12 protein-coding genes are annotated in these 17,247 nt (G+C 40.6%); all 12 read left to right on the forward strand.

The genetic code is table 11. The features are described from left to right. The coding region (locus tag ACI882_RS14270) for a DotU family type IV/VI secretion system protein (protein WP_411748517.1) at positions 1-394 on the forward strand (394 nt) is incomplete at its 5' end. A 1-nt stretch (position 395) separates the two neighbouring features. After that, positions 396-3,959, forward strand: coding sequence for a type VI secretion system membrane subunit TssM (tssM, locus tag ACI882_RS14275; protein WP_411746744.1), 3,564 nt, complete (start codon positions 396-398; stop codon positions 3,957-3,959). Between the two features lie 3 nt (positions 3,960-3,962). Then, the gene (locus ACI882_RS14280; RefSeq protein WP_411746743.1) at positions 3,963-4,991 is read left to right on the forward strand and encodes a hypothetical protein; all 1,029 of its coding nucleotides are present in this window, start codon (positions 3,963-3,965) and stop codon (positions 4,989-4,991) included. Positions 4,992-5,003: 12 nt separating this feature from the next. Next, complete coding sequence (locus tag ACI882_RS14285) at positions 5,004-6,491, forward strand: TssA family type VI secretion system protein (RefSeq protein WP_411746742.1); 1,488 nt, start codon at positions 5,004-5,006, stop codon at positions 6,489-6,491. A 153-nt stretch (positions 6,492-6,644) separates the two neighbouring features. Further along, positions 6,645-7,163, forward strand: a complete 519-nt coding sequence (tssB, locus tag ACI882_RS14290) for a type VI secretion system contractile sheath small subunit (RefSeq protein ID WP_411746910.1) — start codon at positions 6,645-6,647, stop codon at positions 7,161-7,163. Positions 7,164-7,182: 19 nt separating this feature from the next. Then, positions 7,183-8,709 carry a type VI secretion system contractile sheath large subunit gene (gene tssC, locus ACI882_RS14295; protein ID WP_411746909.1) on the forward strand — a complete coding sequence of 509 codons (1,527 nt, stop codon included), beginning with the start codon at positions 7,183-7,185 and terminating at the stop codon, positions 8,707-8,709. Between the two features lie 114 nt (positions 8,710-8,823). Further along, positions 8,824-9,309 carry an Hcp family type VI secretion system effector gene (locus ACI882_RS14300; RefSeq protein WP_411746908.1) on the forward strand — a complete coding sequence of 162 codons (486 nt, stop codon included), beginning with the start codon at positions 8,824-8,826 and terminating at the stop codon, positions 9,307-9,309. Between the two features lie 58 nt (positions 9,310-9,367). Then, entirely contained in the window at positions 9,368-9,781 is a 414-nt protein-coding gene (tssE, locus tag ACI882_RS14305; protein ID WP_411746907.1) for a type VI secretion system baseplate subunit TssE, read from the forward strand. An 8-nt stretch (positions 9,782-9,789) separates the two neighbouring features. After that, positions 9,790-11,487, forward strand: a complete 1,698-nt coding sequence (tssF, locus tag ACI882_RS14310) for a type VI secretion system baseplate subunit TssF (RefSeq protein WP_411746906.1) — start codon at positions 9,790-9,792, stop codon at positions 11,485-11,487. After that, positions 11,475-12,431, forward strand: coding sequence for a type VI secretion system baseplate subunit TssG (locus ACI882_RS14315; protein ID WP_411744992.1), 957 nt, complete (start codon positions 11,475-11,477; stop codon positions 12,429-12,431). Before tssF ends, ACI882_RS14315 begins: the two co-directional genes overlap by 13 nt. Before the next feature lie 10 nt (positions 12,432-12,441). Beyond that, positions 12,442-15,141, forward strand: a complete 2,700-nt coding sequence (tssH, locus tag ACI882_RS14320) for a type VI secretion system ATPase TssH (protein WP_411744991.1) — start codon at positions 12,442-12,444, stop codon at positions 15,139-15,141. Positions 15,142-15,165: 24 nt separating this feature from the next. Further along, a complete protein-coding gene (locus ACI882_RS14325) occupies positions 15,166-17,196 on the forward strand; it encodes a type VI secretion system Vgr family protein (protein WP_411744990.1) in 2,031 nt (676 codons plus the stop codon). Positions 17,197-17,247: the final 51 nt, after the last annotated feature.

A 17,247-nucleotide genomic window follows, 5' to 3' on the forward strand; every position in this document is an offset into this window, starting at 1 on the left:
GCTTGAACAGCATAAACAGGACTTTAAAAGTAATCTAGCAGTAATTCAACTCTATTACAGTGTTTTGCAATTTGGGTTTCAGGGGCAATACCGGCTAGATGGTTATGAAAAGCTTCAGGCTGTTATGAACAATTTACAAGTTGAGCTAGATCAGCAGATTGGAACGGTCGAAAGGAAATTGGCCGATGATAGTGCACCAGAGAATAAGATTACTTATCAGTTAGTGGGTAGGCAACCGTATTGGGTGATGGTGGCAATTGGCAGTGCAGTTTTAATGATGCTTGTACTGAACTATGGCTCACAAACTCAACAAGCTATATCTGAAAGTGCTCATTCTATATCGGTTCTACAGGCTCCGAGCTTTTCTGGTTTTGAATCATATTTGAAGGATTAAAATGAAACAGTTCGTTGGAAAGTTAATACCTATTGTTGCCAATTTTTTTACAGGCTTGTCGGCAGGTGTGTTGGCTGTAGTTATTCTAGTGTGGTTTGGTGGTCGTTTTATTGGATTAACCGCAGTTTCAAGCAGGCTCTGGTTAATAGCGCTAATTGTTCTCAGCTTTCTAGGTTGGCTTTTAGCGCGAAGAATCTATCTAGCGAAAAAAAATAACTCCTTAGAAACAGGCCTTAAAGCAAAAACTGACAGTTCTATGCAGAAAAAACTAGACGATGTAATGATGTCGTTAAAGCGTTCTGACTTAGGTAGCCGTTATCGAGGCAATTCTGCATTATATGCCCTCCCATGGTATATGATTATCGGCCCTTCAGCGGCAGGTAAAAGTACCTTTTTCTCTCGATCAGGTTTGAGCTTCCCCCTAAACGATGATAAGCGTTACCATCTTGAAGGTATTGGTGGAACCAAGGATTGTGATTGGTGGTTCTCCGATCAAGCTATTTTGATTGATACTGCAGGCCGTTACTCCAATGATAAAGATAACGGTGAGTGGTTGGAATTTCTGTCCACGCTCAAGAAAAACCGTCCAAAAGCACCTGTAAATGGCGTGATATTAACGTTTCCGCTCGATGAGTTACTGATCAATAGTAATGAAGAGGCTGAGCAGCATTTAAAACATATTAAAAATAGGCTTCACGAAATTAGTCAGCTTTTGGGGTTGATGGTGCCAATTTATTTGGTGATCACTAAATGCGATCTGCTAAAAGGCTTTGAATCTTTCTTTGAAGACTTGAGTGATCAAGAAGTTTCGCAGCCCTGGGGCGTCTATATGCTTGAGGATACTGAAAATAAGGCGGTCGATGCGGTAACGGTGTTTAAAGCCGGTATTCAATCTTTGTATTTTCGATTGCTTGAGCAGCGTACCCAAAAAATGTCAATGGCTCAAAGTAGTCAAACGAAATCAGAAATATATCAATTTCCAAGTCAGTTCAACGCAGCATCTCATAAGCTAATTGAGTTTTTAACCCTGCTGGTAAAAGACAGCCCATATCATGAAAGACCTTGGTTCGGAGGCGTATATTTTACCAGCTCCATGCAAGAAGGTGATTTACTAGAACGAAAATCAAACTCCATTAGAGACGTCTTCTTGAAAGTAAAGAGTAAAGTCTTAACTAGCAAGAATCAGCCGCGATCCTATTTTATTAGAGATTTTTTTACCCAAGTCGTATTTCCGTTAAAGGATGCGCTTCGCGGTAATCGAAAACGTCAAAATTTCCACCGAATCGCTAAGGCTGCTGTTTTATCAGGCTTTACTGTGATGGTTGTTATCATTGCTCTTGCATTGTCTGCGACCTATACCGCTAACAAGGGACTATTGGCTAGCTATGAAAAGAAAGCAGTCATGTTAATAGAAAGGTTAGAAAGCAATAGCAGTAGTGAATTAGAAAAGTTTGATGCCTTAGTTGGATTATTTAATCACTATGAATCATTGGCCAACATTGAGACTTATTCGCCAATGCACCTTATTACTCGTTATGACTTATTAGGCACTCATGGTGAACCTATGAGAGACCTGCTTGTTTCTACAGTGGACAGCTACATGTCTGGTCAGGTTGAACCTTACTTTTTTAATCAGATTATGACATACAATGACGAGTGGCCCAGCTTAGGGTTAGGCGAGCGTAACGCGATGAGAAGTAAATATTATAACGCGTTAGCATTATACCTAGAATTGACATCCCATCGGAATTATTATCAAAGAAATTTCGCTACTGATCACTTAGCAGATTTTTGGTTTCAAAGTTTTACAGATGACAGGCTGTTGCTGTCTTATGATCAACAAATAGAAACAATACGCAAACTTGTGTCTTTATATCTCGAATTTAACTTCGAGACTAAAGATGAAAGCCAAGATAATTACTGGAACCATGGCATTCAATTAGCTCATTTAGCGCAAAGTCATTTATCGACACCCCCAAATGCCGATTTACTATATCAACATTTGATAGAGGGCGCGATTGAACGCTACTCAGAAAAGTCACTGTCAGATATTACCCAGGGAACTAGTGATAATGTACTAATTTCCCAAACGGTTATCGCTGGTGTCTATACCAAAGCGGCTTGGACTACCCATGTTAGTGCGGCTATTGATGAATTGAGTGAAAAAGCAAGTTTAGGCGATTGGGTACTGGGAATGGAGCGCAGCAGCAGCGATGAAATTCAGCAAAAACGCTTTCAGGCACAAATTCGACAACAGATACGGCAACGATACTTCACAGACTACGCAAAACAATGGCGTTCGTTAATTACACTAACCAGCTCGGTTAAACACAGTAACTTGGCTGATAACATCAATAATGTTAGAGAAATATCTGATCCTACAGGTCCGCTTGCTAATCTCTTTATAGCCTTAAAAGATAACTTATCCATACATGAAGTTACTATCGAAATTGGTTCATCTACAACCGGAAAAACAGAGCTCACTGTACCTATGTATGATGTTCCCTTGGTCGCTGAGTTCTCGCTAGCAGCACAGGATCTTATTGACATTGTAAAAGACGCTGATGGTAATGGTAAAATAGATGTTTTTGAAAATTATCGTAGTGAAATGGAAACAGTCTTTAGTGATTTAGAGTTTATTGCAGTCGCGGCGAATAAGAACGCTATGGCAAGAGAGTATGTAGGAGAGATACTTTCGGGTAAGTCTCAAGATAAAAAACTCTATACTGCTTGGATCAACGTTAAAAACCAGCTTGAAACGCTAAGCCCCGCGGAAAATAACATTGTGAAAAGAGCATTTACTCAACCAATTATAGCCTCTTGGCAAACGTTACTAGAATCTAGCGAAAAGTCGGTGCAAAACAGCTGGAACAATAAGGTTTACAGCAGCTATAGCGAAACTTTGAAAGGTAAATACCCGTTTAGCAGTAAGGGTGATGATGCCGCCGTTATTGATTTCGACGCAATGATGAAGCCGAAAGAGGGGCAGCTTTGGGCATTTTTAGATTCTGACCTAAATGAATTCATTATCCAGCAGGGCACACAATGGCGCTCAAAAACCTGGCTAGGTTATGGTATGAACTTTGATTCCTCTATATTTGTCGCACTTGAAAATGCGAGTCGGGCTACTAATAGTTTGTATCGAGATGCTGAATCGGCACAGTTAAAGGTTTGGATATATCCTATAGCGGTACCTGGTATTAGTGAATCAACAATAATGGTCGATGATAATAACTATCACTATAGAAATGAACCGCAAGAATGGCGCGAGTTCAATTGGTCACTTAATGAAAGCCATAGGGCTGAACTTAGTTTGCGTTCGAATGGCGCACAGCAAAATTACGAAGTTCAATTTCAAGGTCCGTGGGCTTTTGCACGCTTAATTCAATCTGCCCAGGTGACACATATCCAAGGAACAGAATTTTCTATGCACTGGGTTGTAGAAAGCGACCTTGGTCGGCCGCTAGTTGGTAAGTTCCATTTAAAAGCTGACAGAGTGGGTAGTTTACTAAACCCAAAAATGCTGACTGGCTTAGGTCTTCCTAAAAATTTATTTAAAGGTTGAGACATGTTTGGTTTTTCTACAAAACATGATTCAACAAATCATGACTATTTAGAGCCTCCACTAAAAATTGGCTATTTGGGCAAGGTTAGCTTTGAAGCAGATTTTATTTCACTGAATGCTAATTACCGAGAAGTTACTGAGTTTGAGCGTATATTTGTAGGCTATTATAGTAGAAGCGTTAGAAACAAAAGTGTCGATGAGGTCTGCTTTAAAGGGTGCCTAGTATGTTTAGCTGGGGGAGACAATCGACAAGGACTATTTGTGTCCGTTTTACCTTCTCAGGATAGTGTGGGACGACTATATCCGTTTATGGTATTTGCACGGCTCTGTGATCCAGAGTACTACTTCAGACCCAATAGCCTATTTTTTTTGGCCGATGAGGTCATTCGTCTGCACGGAATTAATGATGGCAATTTAAATGCTGTAATCGAGGCAGCGCATCTGAACGCACTATCTGATGAGAATAGTGAAGACACCTCTCAACGCAGTTATCGATATAGTTCACAACGATCAATGGAGAAATTGGCGAATTTTTCATGTTTCCAATTTCGAAATTTGATGATTGAAGATTTTAAATCTGACTGGGTTTCTATATTGATGTTTTCGATGGAGCAGATATTCCAGTTTTCGACATCAGGCCAGTCGACAAGATTTAACGGAATTGGTTTACCTATCCCGATATCGAAGTGTCGTAGTGAGGTATGCTTGTTCTGGCTGCAATTGATCGCTTCCATAATGCCAAAAGGAAATTGGCGTCCAGATATTGTAATACCAACCAACACAACAACGATGTTTTTACTAACACGTCCATTAACAGAAAGCACATTAATTGAGTGTCTAGATGTTAAAAGCTCAACTCCCCCTAAAGACCTTATTTCTGACCATATGGCCGAGCAGAGTCATGACAAAAATAGTGTTGGCCGGAATGAATTTGAAAAAGTGATAGACGCCTTAGAAGACCATAGTTCATTAGAATTAGCTGTGGCACTAAGGCACCTGTTCGACAAACGGAAAAAAGATAACTCAGCATAGGGATATAATGTGATGTCATCACTGCTAGAGCCGATAAATCCTGACAATGCGGTGGGAAACGATCCACGCTACGGAGAGGAGTTTTCATCTCTCAAAAGTGAGATCGGCAAAACGAATAATGTAGACTATTTCAAAATAATACATTTATCTGAGTTCATCCTGACTAACCAGGCTAAAGACCTAAGAGTCTGTGCCTATTTAGGGCTTGCATTAAGTAAGCAAGAAGGCATGCCGGGATTGGTGAAGTCGATTGATTTGATGCAGCAGTTAATTAGAACCTATGGCAATGACCTGCACCCGCGATCTGACAAGGCTCGTCGTAGTGCAATCGCATGGTTTCATCAGCCAAAGACTATGGTTTTTGTAAAAGAGAGAGTATTGGGTGTCGATGACGCCCAGTGTCTCGAGTATATGGGCTTATTTGATAACTATTTAAATGCGGTCTCTGATCTAATAAAGGCCTCCGTCTCATGGCCAGAGCTAAAAAAACACTTAAATAGCTTAACGCCGGTTCAAATCGAAAAAAAACCATTAAGCGATAAAATACCTGATGACGTAGATAGTAATAAATTATCCTATCCAGAAACCAATAGTCATGACATTCAAAAATCGACAGGCCTGCCAACGTCCAATGGCGAGTTTCAAAGTCAGATTCGATTAGCTATACGCTACAGTAAAGACCAAGGCAATTATGCGCAGTCTGTAGGGTTAGCTAGAACATTGCTTTGGTCTGAACTTAACGAACCGTCGAATAATCAAGGGCTTACAGCGCTGCCAGCAATCGATAATAATAAGTTGGATGCGATAAGAGATAATATTTCCAATGGTAACTACCTAAAAGCTTTTTTGGCCGCAGAAGACTTATTTTTATCACCTGGTGGACTTTTTTGTATGGAACTGCAGAGGCTGGCATCAGTAAGCGCTGAAAAGGCAGGATATACTTCTGCTAGTAGGCAAATTACCCTTCATTTGATTGCATTGAACGAAAAAATCCCCAACCTGTCTAAACTGGCTTTTAACAATGGAGAACCATTTATATCGGCCGGCACACAAGACTGGATCGACAAGCTAATAAATATTGATGAAAAAGTTCAGGTCAACCTTCTTACGGTCGACCAAGAACCGATAGACGCTAGTGATATTTATCATGATCAAGGTCTTACAGAAGCTCTCACTTGGTTAGAACAATATCCAGTTAAAAATGAGTTTGATCGTATTCAAGTTTGTTTTAGTAGAGCAAATATATTAATTGAAGATGGCAAATCTAATTTCGCCTATTCGATTTTAATTGAGATTGATATAACCATGCGTAACTTAAACTTGCCGCTAGTGAACCCAAATTTTTGTATAACAGTTTGGAGATTACTCTATCGACTCAAAAAAGATAGGTTGGCTAAGAATGACGTCGTAGACAAAAATAAGACGATCACCGAAATGGAAGCGATTAAATCAAGCGTTTGCAATTTAAACGTAGCCTCAGCGATTAAATGGTTTTCGTGAACTAATTTATGAACTTGTGATTGCCGTCATAAAAAATGAATTAATTAGGTAAGAGATATTTTAAAAAATAAAATAGAATTATTGGTATTGTTAAATCGTTAAGTAATGGAATATTTTATTGGATTTCCCACTAAATAAAAAGGAGTTTGAGAAATGGGTGAAAGTTTTCAAAATGAAATACCACGAGCGCGTGTTAATATTTCGTTAGATTTAGAAACAGGCGGGGCGCAAGTTAAAAAAGAACTACCTCTGAAGATGCTTGTAACAGGCGACTTTAGCAATGGTAAAACATCGGGAGATGTATCAGAGCGCCAGCGCATCAGCATTACCTCAAACAATCTAGAACAGGTCATGTCTGACTTATCGCCAGAAGCTAATTTCTCGGTTGATAACAAAATCTCCAACGATGGCTCAGAAATTAAAGTCAATTTGGAATTCAATAAATTTAAAGACTTTCATCCAGAGCGAGTTGCTTCACAAATACCGGAAGTACGTTCGTTACTAGCTATGCGCAATCTTCTCAAAGATCTGAAGTCTAACCTACTAGATAACAGTGTACTGCGCAAAGAAGTTGAACGCATTTTAAAGACTGACTCTGATCTTACTAGCCTAAAAAACGAGTTGGCTGCATTAGTAGAACATGCCAATAAGCAAAAAAATCTAACGGAATAGAGAAATTAGGGAGCAGTATATGGAAGCGCAGGCAATCGAAAAACAAGATATTAGCGAACTAGAAGAGAGTTCATCTCTTTATGAACGTCTTTGCGACATGGTCGATATGTCACCAATAGCAGGAAAAATACAGTTAGATAGCTTTCAAGATGCAAAAAGTATGGGTGATGTTGAACAAAATGCACGAATTACAGCAGCGTTGCAGGTGTTTTTCGATGTGGCCCTAGAGTCAGGACAACAAATTGATCGCATTGATAAAAATCTATTAGATGATTATATCTCCAAGATTGACCAAACCATCTCTTCTCAACTTGATAGCATATTACACCATCCTTCTTTTCAAGTAATTGAGTCATCTTGGCGTGGTCTAAAATTCCTAGTTGATCGAACAGACTTTAAAGCAAACAGCAAAATAGAGCTGCTTGATGTCACTAAAGAAGACCTGCGCGAAGATTTTGAAGAGTCTGCAGATACGACACAGTCTGGTTTTTATGACCACGTCTACACCCAAGAATATGATACTCCTGGCGGTGAACCGATAACGGCCATTATTGCAAACTATGAATTTGATCGTACAGCCCCAGATATTGAGCTATTGACGGAGATTTCAAAGGTATCTGCCGCCGCCCATTGTCCTTTTATTAGTGCAATTGGACCGCAGTTTTTTGGCAAAGATAATATTGAAGAAATTCCGAAAATTCAGGATATATCTTCTTATATGGATCGTGCTGAGTTTTTACGCTGGAAAAGCTTTAGAGAATCAGAAGATTCTCGGTACGTGGGCATGGTGTTCCCAAGATTTTTATTGAGGCTTCCCTATGGTGAAAACAACCCAGTACGAAGCTTTAATTACGAAGAAGCGGTTCGTGGCGAACAACACGACCGTTATTGTTGGGGTAACTCAGCCTTTGCGTTTGCTGCCAATATGGCGAGAAGCCAGCAGAAAAATGGCTGGACCGTAAATGTGCGGGGTCCAGAAGCGGGCGGTAAATTAGAAGGCTTACCGGTACACTATTATGAATCTGGACGCGGTACTGAAGCGAAAATTCCAACAGAGGTTTTAATCTCAGAAACCAAGGAATTGGAATTCGCTGATCATGGCTTTATACCATTGAGCTATTACAAAAATAGTGATTATGCTTGCTTTTTTTCTGCTAATTCTGTCCAGAAACCAACCGAATATGACACCGATGAAGCAACAGCAAATGCTCGAATTAACTCACGGCTCCCCTATATTTTGCTGGTTTCGAAACTAGCTCAATATTTAAAGGTTCTTCAGCGTGAAAATATTGGTTCTTTGAAGTCTCGTTTAGACTTAGAAAGTGAACTGAACGCCTGGCTGCAAAGTCTTGTCACTAAAATGAATAATCCAGAGCCAGAACTAGCAGCATCGCACCCGTTGAAAGATGGTCAGGTCGTTGTTTCCGAAGCCTCGGATAACCCCGGTTTCTATTCGGTCAGTATGTATGTTCAACCTCATTTTCAGGTAGAGGGGGTCGATGTTCGCCTTTCTATGGTGTCTCAGATGCCGGGTAATGGTAGTTAATCTTTTAGTCTACCGCTAAAAACAACCAATTCTCATCGACGTTATGTTCACACTATTGAGAGTCGCATTTTATGCGCAACGTCATAAAAACTTAAATAAACAAGGAGATAGTAGATGGCGATTCCAGCTTATATGTGGATCACCGATGATCAAGGAAACGAGATCATAGGGTCAGTAAATGTATCAGGTCGAGAAGGTTCTGTGGAGGTTTTAGCCTTTGATCATGAACTTCGAATTCCAACTGATGCAGACTCTGGCGAGTTAACAGGCACTCGCAAGCACGAGCCTTTAATTATTACGAAAGCTTATGATGCAGCAACCCCTTATTTGTACAAAGCCTGTAGTAACGGACAGACCTTATCAAAGGTGGTATTAAGCTGGTATAAAATTGACGATACAGGCACTGAAGTAGAGTATTTCCGTCATACACTTGAAGGGGTACGTATTACCACCGTTAGTCCTTCGATGTTGAACGTGAAAGATTTAGATAAGGAGCGTTACCCTCATTTAGAAACTGTTTCTTTACGCTATCAAAAAATCACATGGTCGTATTTAGACGGCAATATAGAGTTTTCCGATTCCTGGGTAGAAGGTCGGTAATGATATTAATCGGCGCGCAGTTGTGCGCGTCGTTTTTGCATTTTGAAAGGATTCAATCGTGCATGCGTTGTATGAAGTATTATCAGGTCAATATAAAGATGGGCGTTTACTCGCCAATTTCCCCTCTCATGAGGACTTATTAATAAGTATTCATGATTCACTCCAACGGATACTTAACGCTCGTCAGGGTGTGCTAGGCCATTTACCAGATTATGGTTTGCCGAATCTTGATTCACTCTATCGTGAATTACCCTATTCAGAGCAAGACATTGCGTATTCTGTAAAGTTGGTGATTGAAAAATATGAACCACGTTTACAAAACGTCAGAGTTACCCCTATGGCGAGAGACATTAAACGGTGCGTAGTTAGAATGGAAATTAGTGGTCAGCTAGGCGAAGCCGGTTATGTGCGCTTTCAAACCCTATTTAAAAGTAATCTGAAAATGGACGTAACAAAACCTAATATGGTTTAGGGCTAATTATGCAAAATTTTAAAGACTATTTTGACTCTGAAATGCGGTCATTAACTGAAATTGGCGAGTCTTTTTCTAAATCGTATCCCGAGCAAGCAGGGTTGCTAAATTTAAACTCAGTTAAAGACCGAGACCCATATGTAGAACGCTTGTTAGAGGGTGTTGCCTTTTTAACAGGGCAAATAAGACAAAGAATTGATGATTGCATTCCAGAGATCAGCGGGTCTGTGCTTGAGCAGTTATGTGGTTCTTTGATACGAGCGTATCCATCGACGTCTATAGTCGAATATAAGCTTAATGCATACGCCCCAAAGGCTGTAAGCCTTGCAGACCAGCAGGTACTAAAGGCAGTCAATACTGGGCCAAAGAAAATCGAATGTCACTATAGTACGACGAATTCAGTTGCTATACAGCCTCTTATTATTACAAGTGTTACGAACTATGCAGGGACCAGTTCGGCCACGGAGATTAAAATTAGTTTCACCAAATCATCCAATGCATCATGGTCTGAAATAGACTTTTCTGCCCTAGAGCTTTATCTGCATGCTGATTGGCCAGTATCTTATGCTTTGTTTCAACTGCTAAGTGATCACTCTACTAAAGGCGTTTTTCAGCAAGATAGTGTTTCAGGAAAAATAATGGTGTCATTTGATGCTAACCACATTGACGCTAAGCATAATATATTGCCAAATGATGGTCGTGAACATGCAGCTTTTAGTATATTGCATGATTACTTTTGCGCCAGAGAGCGGTTCTTATTTTTTTCAATAAATTGTGATAGACAGCGTTTTTTAAACGACAATGACAACAATATAGAATTGAAAGTAAGCTCGAATTTGCCACTCCCAGTAGATACTAATTTGACATCAGACAACATACATATTAATTGTACTCCCGTTGTAAACCTTGTCAGCGCAGATGCGCAAGCAATAAGGATTGATCACAGTAGAAGTGAGTTCTTGTTAAAAACAGAAATTAATGATGGCGATTGCTACCAGGTTTATTCGGTCGAACGTTTAACCAGTAGAGATCAAGTAACGGGTCAGAATTATGAATACAATCCTATCTACGCTATGCACTACCAAGATAAAGGGGCAAGAAGCTTTTCATCTCGCCATAGCGTCTCTGTTGCGGAATCACCTGTTACCTATATATCCGTAAGCTCGGCGCTACCATTTAATCCAGAAGTTTTATCTACAGAAATTAAACTAACTAATGGCCAGTATCCGCGAAGATATATGGATGTTAATTCAATTGCTCAAACGGTTTCAGCTATTCCTAAAGAAATTCAAGTTTATAATATTGTCAGGCCGACTAAGTCTTTTCAGGTGCCTAGTCATCATGATTTTCAATGGCAGCTCATATCACTTCTAACGTTACAGCTAAGTATGATTGACTCATCGGAAAAGCTTCAACGATTGTTATCACTCTTTGATTGGAGTGATCAAATTGAGAATAAAAGAAAGATACAGTCAATTGAAAAAGTTAGTTTAGAACATTTCCAGCGATTTAACCGTGGTATTTTATTTCAAGGCCAAGAACTCTGTTTACAGCTAAATGAAAAGTACTTTAGCAGCGAGTCTGACTGTTACCTTTTTGCATCGGTATTACATGCTTTTTTTACTGCCTTAAGTGATCTAAACCAGGTAACCCAAACGAAGGTCACGCTGATCCCTAGTTATAAGGAATGGGTATGGAAACCTTAGCCTCTCAACCATTAAATATAGTCGATAAGGCGCTAAAAAAGGCCTATGAGTTTGATTTTCATCAACTACTTTATGTCTTAGAACAGAGTCAAGCAGGTAGTAGTAAAAGTAAGTTTTCTCTCAAAATTCGACCCGATACCAGCCTTGCGTTCCCTGCGGCAGATATTAAAAGACTAAGCGAAACAAATGATCAATTTGAGCTAATAGTACGGTTTATGGGCCTGTATGGTGTTGATAGCCCTTTACCGCAGTACTTTATTGAAGATATTGATGCAGTGGCCAGTTCGAATAATGCGCTTCAAGCCTTTTTAGATATATTTAATCAAAAGCTCTACAACCTTTTACATCAAGGTTGGTTGAAGGGGCAGTTTTTTAGAAACGATAAACACGATAACTATACCACGATGTTGCGAAATATCGGTGCGCTTAATTGGCAAGATAAAAGTAGTGATCAGGTTGGCGGTAGCTTTTTAGGCGCAAAGCGCAACTTAAGTAGTTTAGAGAGCTTATTAAAAGCTAGGTTCCCCTTAGTTGATTTAAAAATTGACGCCAATGCTGTGAGTTGGGTCGATTTACAAGAGACGCCCATTCTCAATGGACACTTTGAATTGGGCGGTGACACGCTCTTAGGCGGGCGCTTAGCCGTATCGGGTCAAAAAATTATAGTCAATTTAGGCGTATTGCCAGAAGAGAGTGCTTATCATTTTTTTGCAGGTGGTAAATATGGGACATCATTGGCGCGAATGGTTAAGCAGTTTTTACCCGACACTTGTATCTTTGACATTAACATGACAGTTGAATTTGGTGCCGCCAAAGATTGGTGTTTAGGCGGAGACAATAGCTCACTGGCTATGCATACGATTCTAGGCCAAAAATTAGACCAACAAACCCTAGTACTAAACGAGAAACAATTTAATTTGAGTGACATGGATGAAGTCGCATAAGGATAATGATATGGATAATCAGTCTCTAAAGATATTACTTCAAAAACTAAATGGGCATTGCGGTCAGGCATTAGAGCAGGCTGTGGGGTTTGCCTCTTCTAGAGGTCAGTACCAAGTAACGCCAGAGCATCTAGTATTAAAGCTTCTTGAGGTAGAAGGGCTTTACAATTTAGACGCTGTTTTGACTGGCTTCTCTGTAAGCCAAGATCAGCTTTGGTACGACTTAATTGAAGCGATTAACAATTTAAGATCAGGGGGCCATGACAAACCCTGTATTTCAAATTCTTTGTACAGGGTGCTAGAAAAAGCTTGTGTACTCGGCGCATTGCATTACAACCAAAATGAAATTGACTCAGGCCTTATATTAGAAGCCGTGGTTGAATTGAGTTCACAGTCTAGTGAGCTGGCCGCATTTAATTCACTAATGAGAATTAATTTAGTGGAACTGAGGGCGCAGCGAGAACATATTGTCCGTGACTCTAGTGAACAAAATCTATTATCAAATAGTACAGAGTACTCAAAGGCATCAGGTACGGAGCGTTCTAGCGCACTCGAACAATTCACACTTAATCTAACTGAAAAGGCTTTGAAGGGTGAGCTTGATGCCATAACGGGCCGTTCAGAAGAGGTAAGAATGTCGATAGATATTTTATGTCGGCGTCGTAAAAACAACCCTATCTTAGTTGGCGAACCTGGTGTTGGTAAAACTGCCATTGTTGAGGGGTTAGCTCTAAAAGTAGCTGAAGGAACGGTACCCGAACAGTTGAAGGATATTCAAATTTGTGTACTAGACATGGGGCTATTGCAAGCAGGCGCGGGTGTTAAGGGCGAGTTTGAAAGGCGACTAAAGCAAGTAATTGAAGATGTCACACTGTCGCCCGTACCCGTTATGCTTTTTATTGATGAAGCGCACACACTTGTTGGCGCTGGCGGAGATGCAGGACTAAGTGATGCCGCCAATCTCTTGAAACCAGCATTAGCGCGTGGTGAATTAAGAACCATTGCGGCAACCACTTTTAGCGAGTACAAAAAATATTTCGAACGTGACCCAGCCTTGGCAAGACGCTTTCAAAAAGTTCAGGTCGAAGAGCCCGACACCGAGTCTGCAATGCTCATGTTAAGTAGCCTTAAAGAAAGTTATCAAAAACATCACAATGTTGTCATCACTGATGCAGCGATCGAGGCTGCCGTAAAACTCTCTAAACGATACATTAATGGGCGATATTTACCCGACAAAGCGATTGATCTAATTGATACAGCCGCAGCCCGCATAACCATGGACCAGCACGTAAAGCCGGCCTTATTAGAAATGCTTCAAGAACGTCAACAGTATTTAACAACACGTCTGACACAAATTAAGTCCGAGGAAAAATCTGGTCTAAGAACAAATAGTTCGTTATTAGAAACGCTCAACATTGAACTAGATCAATGTATGTCTGAAATAGAACAAACCACAGATCAATGGCTAGGTGAGTTTGAGCTAGTAGAGGCTATTAAGAAGAGCATTAGTGTTGGTGAAATTAGTTCGGTTGCAGTTGAAAATAATCTTAAACACAACCGAGAGTTACGTGAAAAGCTTGCCAAGCTGCAGCAGCAAAAGCCCTACGTTCAGCCCGAGGTGAATGAATTAGCCATTGCAGATGTAGTCGCAGACTGGACCGGTGTTCCAGTAGGTCGAATGAGCAAAGATGATCACCAAGCCGTGATAAGTTTCGAGTCGGTTATTTCTCAAAAGGTAGTCGGCCAGACTCAAGCACTTGCAGCTATAGGGCAAGCACTTCGTTCTGCAAAAGCAGGCCTCAGTTTAAATGAAGGACCAGTGGGGTGCTTTTTATTATCTGGGCCAAGTGGAGTGGGGAAAACTGAAACTGCTCGAGCTATTGCGGAACATCTTTTTGGCAGTGACAATGCTTTGGTCACCATTAACATGAGTGAGTACCAAGAGGCACACGCCGCTTCTCAGCTTAAAGGGGCTCCTCCTGGTTATGTTGGCTATGGACAGGGAGGGGTGCTTACTGAAGCTATCCGTAATCGACCTTATTCAGTTGTTTTGCTCGATGAAGTCGAAAAAGCACATACAGATGTCATGAATATGTTTTATCAGGTTTTCGATAAAGGGTTTATGCGTGATGGTGAAGGTCGCATTATCGATTTCAGTCATTCACTCATTTTAATGACGTCAAATTTGGGCTCAGCAGCGATACAAGAAAGATTCAAGAATGACTCAATGGAATTAAATGCCAACAATTTAGAAGTACCAGAAGTGATTGCTGAGCCTTGGTCGCAACCTAGCTTAACTGAACTGGTTGAACTGATACGACCCAGTTTAGAGGATCATTTTGCACCAGCGTTGTTAGGTCGAATTACTACGATACCTTTTAACAGTCTGCAAAAAGAAAGCTTATCTACCATTGTAACTTTGAAACTCGATAAAATTGCGACTCGGTTGAAGGAGCAATATGAGATGACTTTTAGAGTTTCGGATGTAGTGATTGATAATATTGTTGAGCAGTGTGAATTAAACTCAGCTGGAGCACGCTATGTAAGTCAGTTAATTGAACGTAATGTAATGCCAAACGTTGCCAATAGCCTCTTACAATTCGTCGCAGATGAAGATATACCGGATATCTTAAGTCTCGTTATTTCAGATGGAAATCTCGAATGTATTTTCTCTGATCGACAGTCACCAGCTCTAGCGCAGTCAGCCTAAATTTAACTAGAAGGATCTAACAATATGGCTCAAACATTTGCGCAACTTAATCGTGCTACTAATAACCTAGGTTTAGCTAATGAAAGTCAGTATTCAATAGAAATTGATGGACAATCGGACTTCATTGTAGAAAAAGTAGATGGCTATGGTTTTGAGATAGATGATATTCAATATCAACTCAATATTGAAATTATATCATCAACTGTCAGCGACGGTAGAGCACTGTTAGGTCAGTTAGCAAAGCTGGCACTTATTGTACAAACTGAACGTTCCTATATTTATGGAAAAGTTATCAGTGTCCGTCACAGTGGACGTCACAAAGGCGGTTCTCGATTTAAACTTGAGCTGGTTGAGCCTTATCATCATTTTTGTATAGAAAAACACAGTCGAGTTTTTGTCGGAAAAACCTGTATTGAAATTGCCCAAGGTTTAATATCTGACGGTGTACACCTAGCAAGCGAATTGAGCGTAAATGTTGCGCAGCAGCATGTAGCCGACATGACTGTGCAGTATCAAGAATCTGATTGGCATTTTATACGGCGCGTCTTGGCTAAAGAAGGGCTCATGTTAAGTGTGGCACATTTATCTGAAGGAAACACAATGACAATTGTCGACGATGCTGCCAATTTGCCACAAGGTGATTCAGTCGTTGTGTTACCATTTTTAACTAGCCGTGGAGTGGCGGTAGATCGTGAATATGCACATTCGGTAACGGTGCGTCAGCAGCAAGGTTTAAACCAGATTCGGCTAAGTGACTACAATGATCAAAGTTCAAGCTGGGTATTAGGTGAGTCAAACCAAGCAAAAGAAGACTTGTTGGTTGATAATATTTGGGGAAATAACAGCCCAGATAACACCACTGCAAAAAAGCGAGCGAATGCGTATTTTGAAAGTCACTCAAGTTTAACTCAGCAGCTGACCCTTAAAACCAATGCCCGTAACCTACGACCAGGAATGATCGTCAAGCTAACACATCACCCAGAGTGCTCCGGAGAGTATTTCGTTAAATCAGTTTCGTTTATGGGAAGTCAACGAGGAGCTGCAAACAATAGTGATGGTCAATATCAAGAATTCACCAGTGTGGTGTCGGTTTTGCCGTGCGGGGTGATTTTTAATCCTAAGTATGTTTCAAATGAAAATTTTGCCGCTTCATTAACGGCTCGTATAATATCTGACGTTGATAATGAAGGTCGATATCAAATACGCTTTTCTTTCGATGCATCAGGCTCAGGGCAAGGCAGTAAGGCTGTTAGTCAATTACAGACTTTTGGCGGCCAAGACCATGGTATGGCATTTCCATTGGTACCAGACACCGATGTTGTTGTTTCATTTGTTAATGGTGATATTGATCGGCCAATAATTCTGGGTGCATTGATGAATGACGTTAATCCAAGCCCAGTAACCAACAAAAACCCGATGGATAATATTATTCGTACACGAAGCGGTCACGAATTAAAATTTGACGATACGCCGAGCGCAGAGACTATAAGGCTATCAACCCCTGAGCAAAAAAACAGTTTGCTGTTAAGTGCACAACAAGATGCTCATCAGGCCGCGTTAACGTCAACTGAAGGCGATGTAAGAATCGTGGCGGGTACCGAAATACAGGCCAGCTCAGGGGCTGACTTTTTACTAAGCGTTGGTGAAAGTTACCGTGCAGAAATTGGTGGATCAGCGACTTTTATGACGCAGCAGGGCGATATCAACTTACAATCAAATGAATCTATTTCCATAAACGCCAAAGCAGATTTACGTTGGCAAAGCTTAGAAGGTAATGTTGAGTTGAACGCCGATGGAGAGTTTTTATTGCATGCAGCCGAAGGTTTACAACAACAAATAGTATCAGGTGATGCGAGCTTTCAGGTAATGGATGGTAACTTCCAAGTGGAAGCGGGCACTAATATTGAATTGAATGCGGCTGGCGCTATTAGCATATCTCAAGGCGATGGCAGTATTGAAATAGATCGGTCGGGTAACTTGACGTTGTCAGGTCCGAATATCGATATAGTGGCAGATAAAATTACCATCAAAGCCGGCACCGTTGGCAACAACTAGCTCTGTGCCACTAGCTTGACGGCACGGCCCAGCTTTCTTTTACATAAAACC

Origin of the sequence: Reinekea sp., from assembly GCF_046710285.1 — a bacterium.
Lineage (GTDB): Bacteria > Pseudomonadota > Gammaproteobacteria > Pseudomonadales > Natronospirillaceae > Reinekea.

Excerpts from the sequence above, each read along its gene's own strand:
- ACI882_RS14315 (WP_411744992.1), top strand. The coding sequence starts at position 11,475 with ATGGAAACCTTAGCCTCTCAACCATTAAATATAGTCGATAAGGCGCTA.
- tssF (WP_411746906.1), top strand. The coding sequence starts at position 9,790 with ATGCAAAATTTTAAAGACTATTTTGACTCTGAAATGCGGTCATTAACT.
- tssC (WP_411746909.1), top strand. The coding sequence starts at position 7,183 with ATGGAAGCGCAGGCAATCGAAAAACAAGATATTAGCGAACTAGAAGAG.
- ACI882_RS14285 (WP_411746742.1), top strand. The coding sequence starts at position 5,004 with ATGTCATCACTGCTAGAGCCGATAAATCCTGACAATGCGGTGGGAAAC.
- ACI882_RS14325 (WP_411744990.1), top strand. The coding sequence starts at position 15,166 with ATGGCTCAAACATTTGCGCAACTTAATCGTGCTACTAATAACCTAGGT.
- ACI882_RS14280 (WP_411746743.1), top strand. The coding sequence starts at position 3,963 with ATGTTTGGTTTTTCTACAAAACATGATTCAACAAATCATGACTATTTA.
- tssM (WP_411746744.1), top strand. The coding sequence starts at position 396 with ATGAAACAGTTCGTTGGAAAGTTAATACCTATTGTTGCCAATTTTTTT.
- tssB (WP_411746910.1), top strand. The coding sequence starts at position 6,645 with ATGGGTGAAAGTTTTCAAAATGAAATACCACGAGCGCGTGTTAATATT.
- tssH (WP_411744991.1), top strand. The coding sequence starts at position 12,442 with ATGGATAATCAGTCTCTAAAGATATTACTTCAAAAACTAAATGGGCAT.
- ACI882_RS14300 (WP_411746908.1), top strand. The coding sequence starts at position 8,824 with ATGGCGATTCCAGCTTATATGTGGATCACCGATGATCAAGGAAACGAG.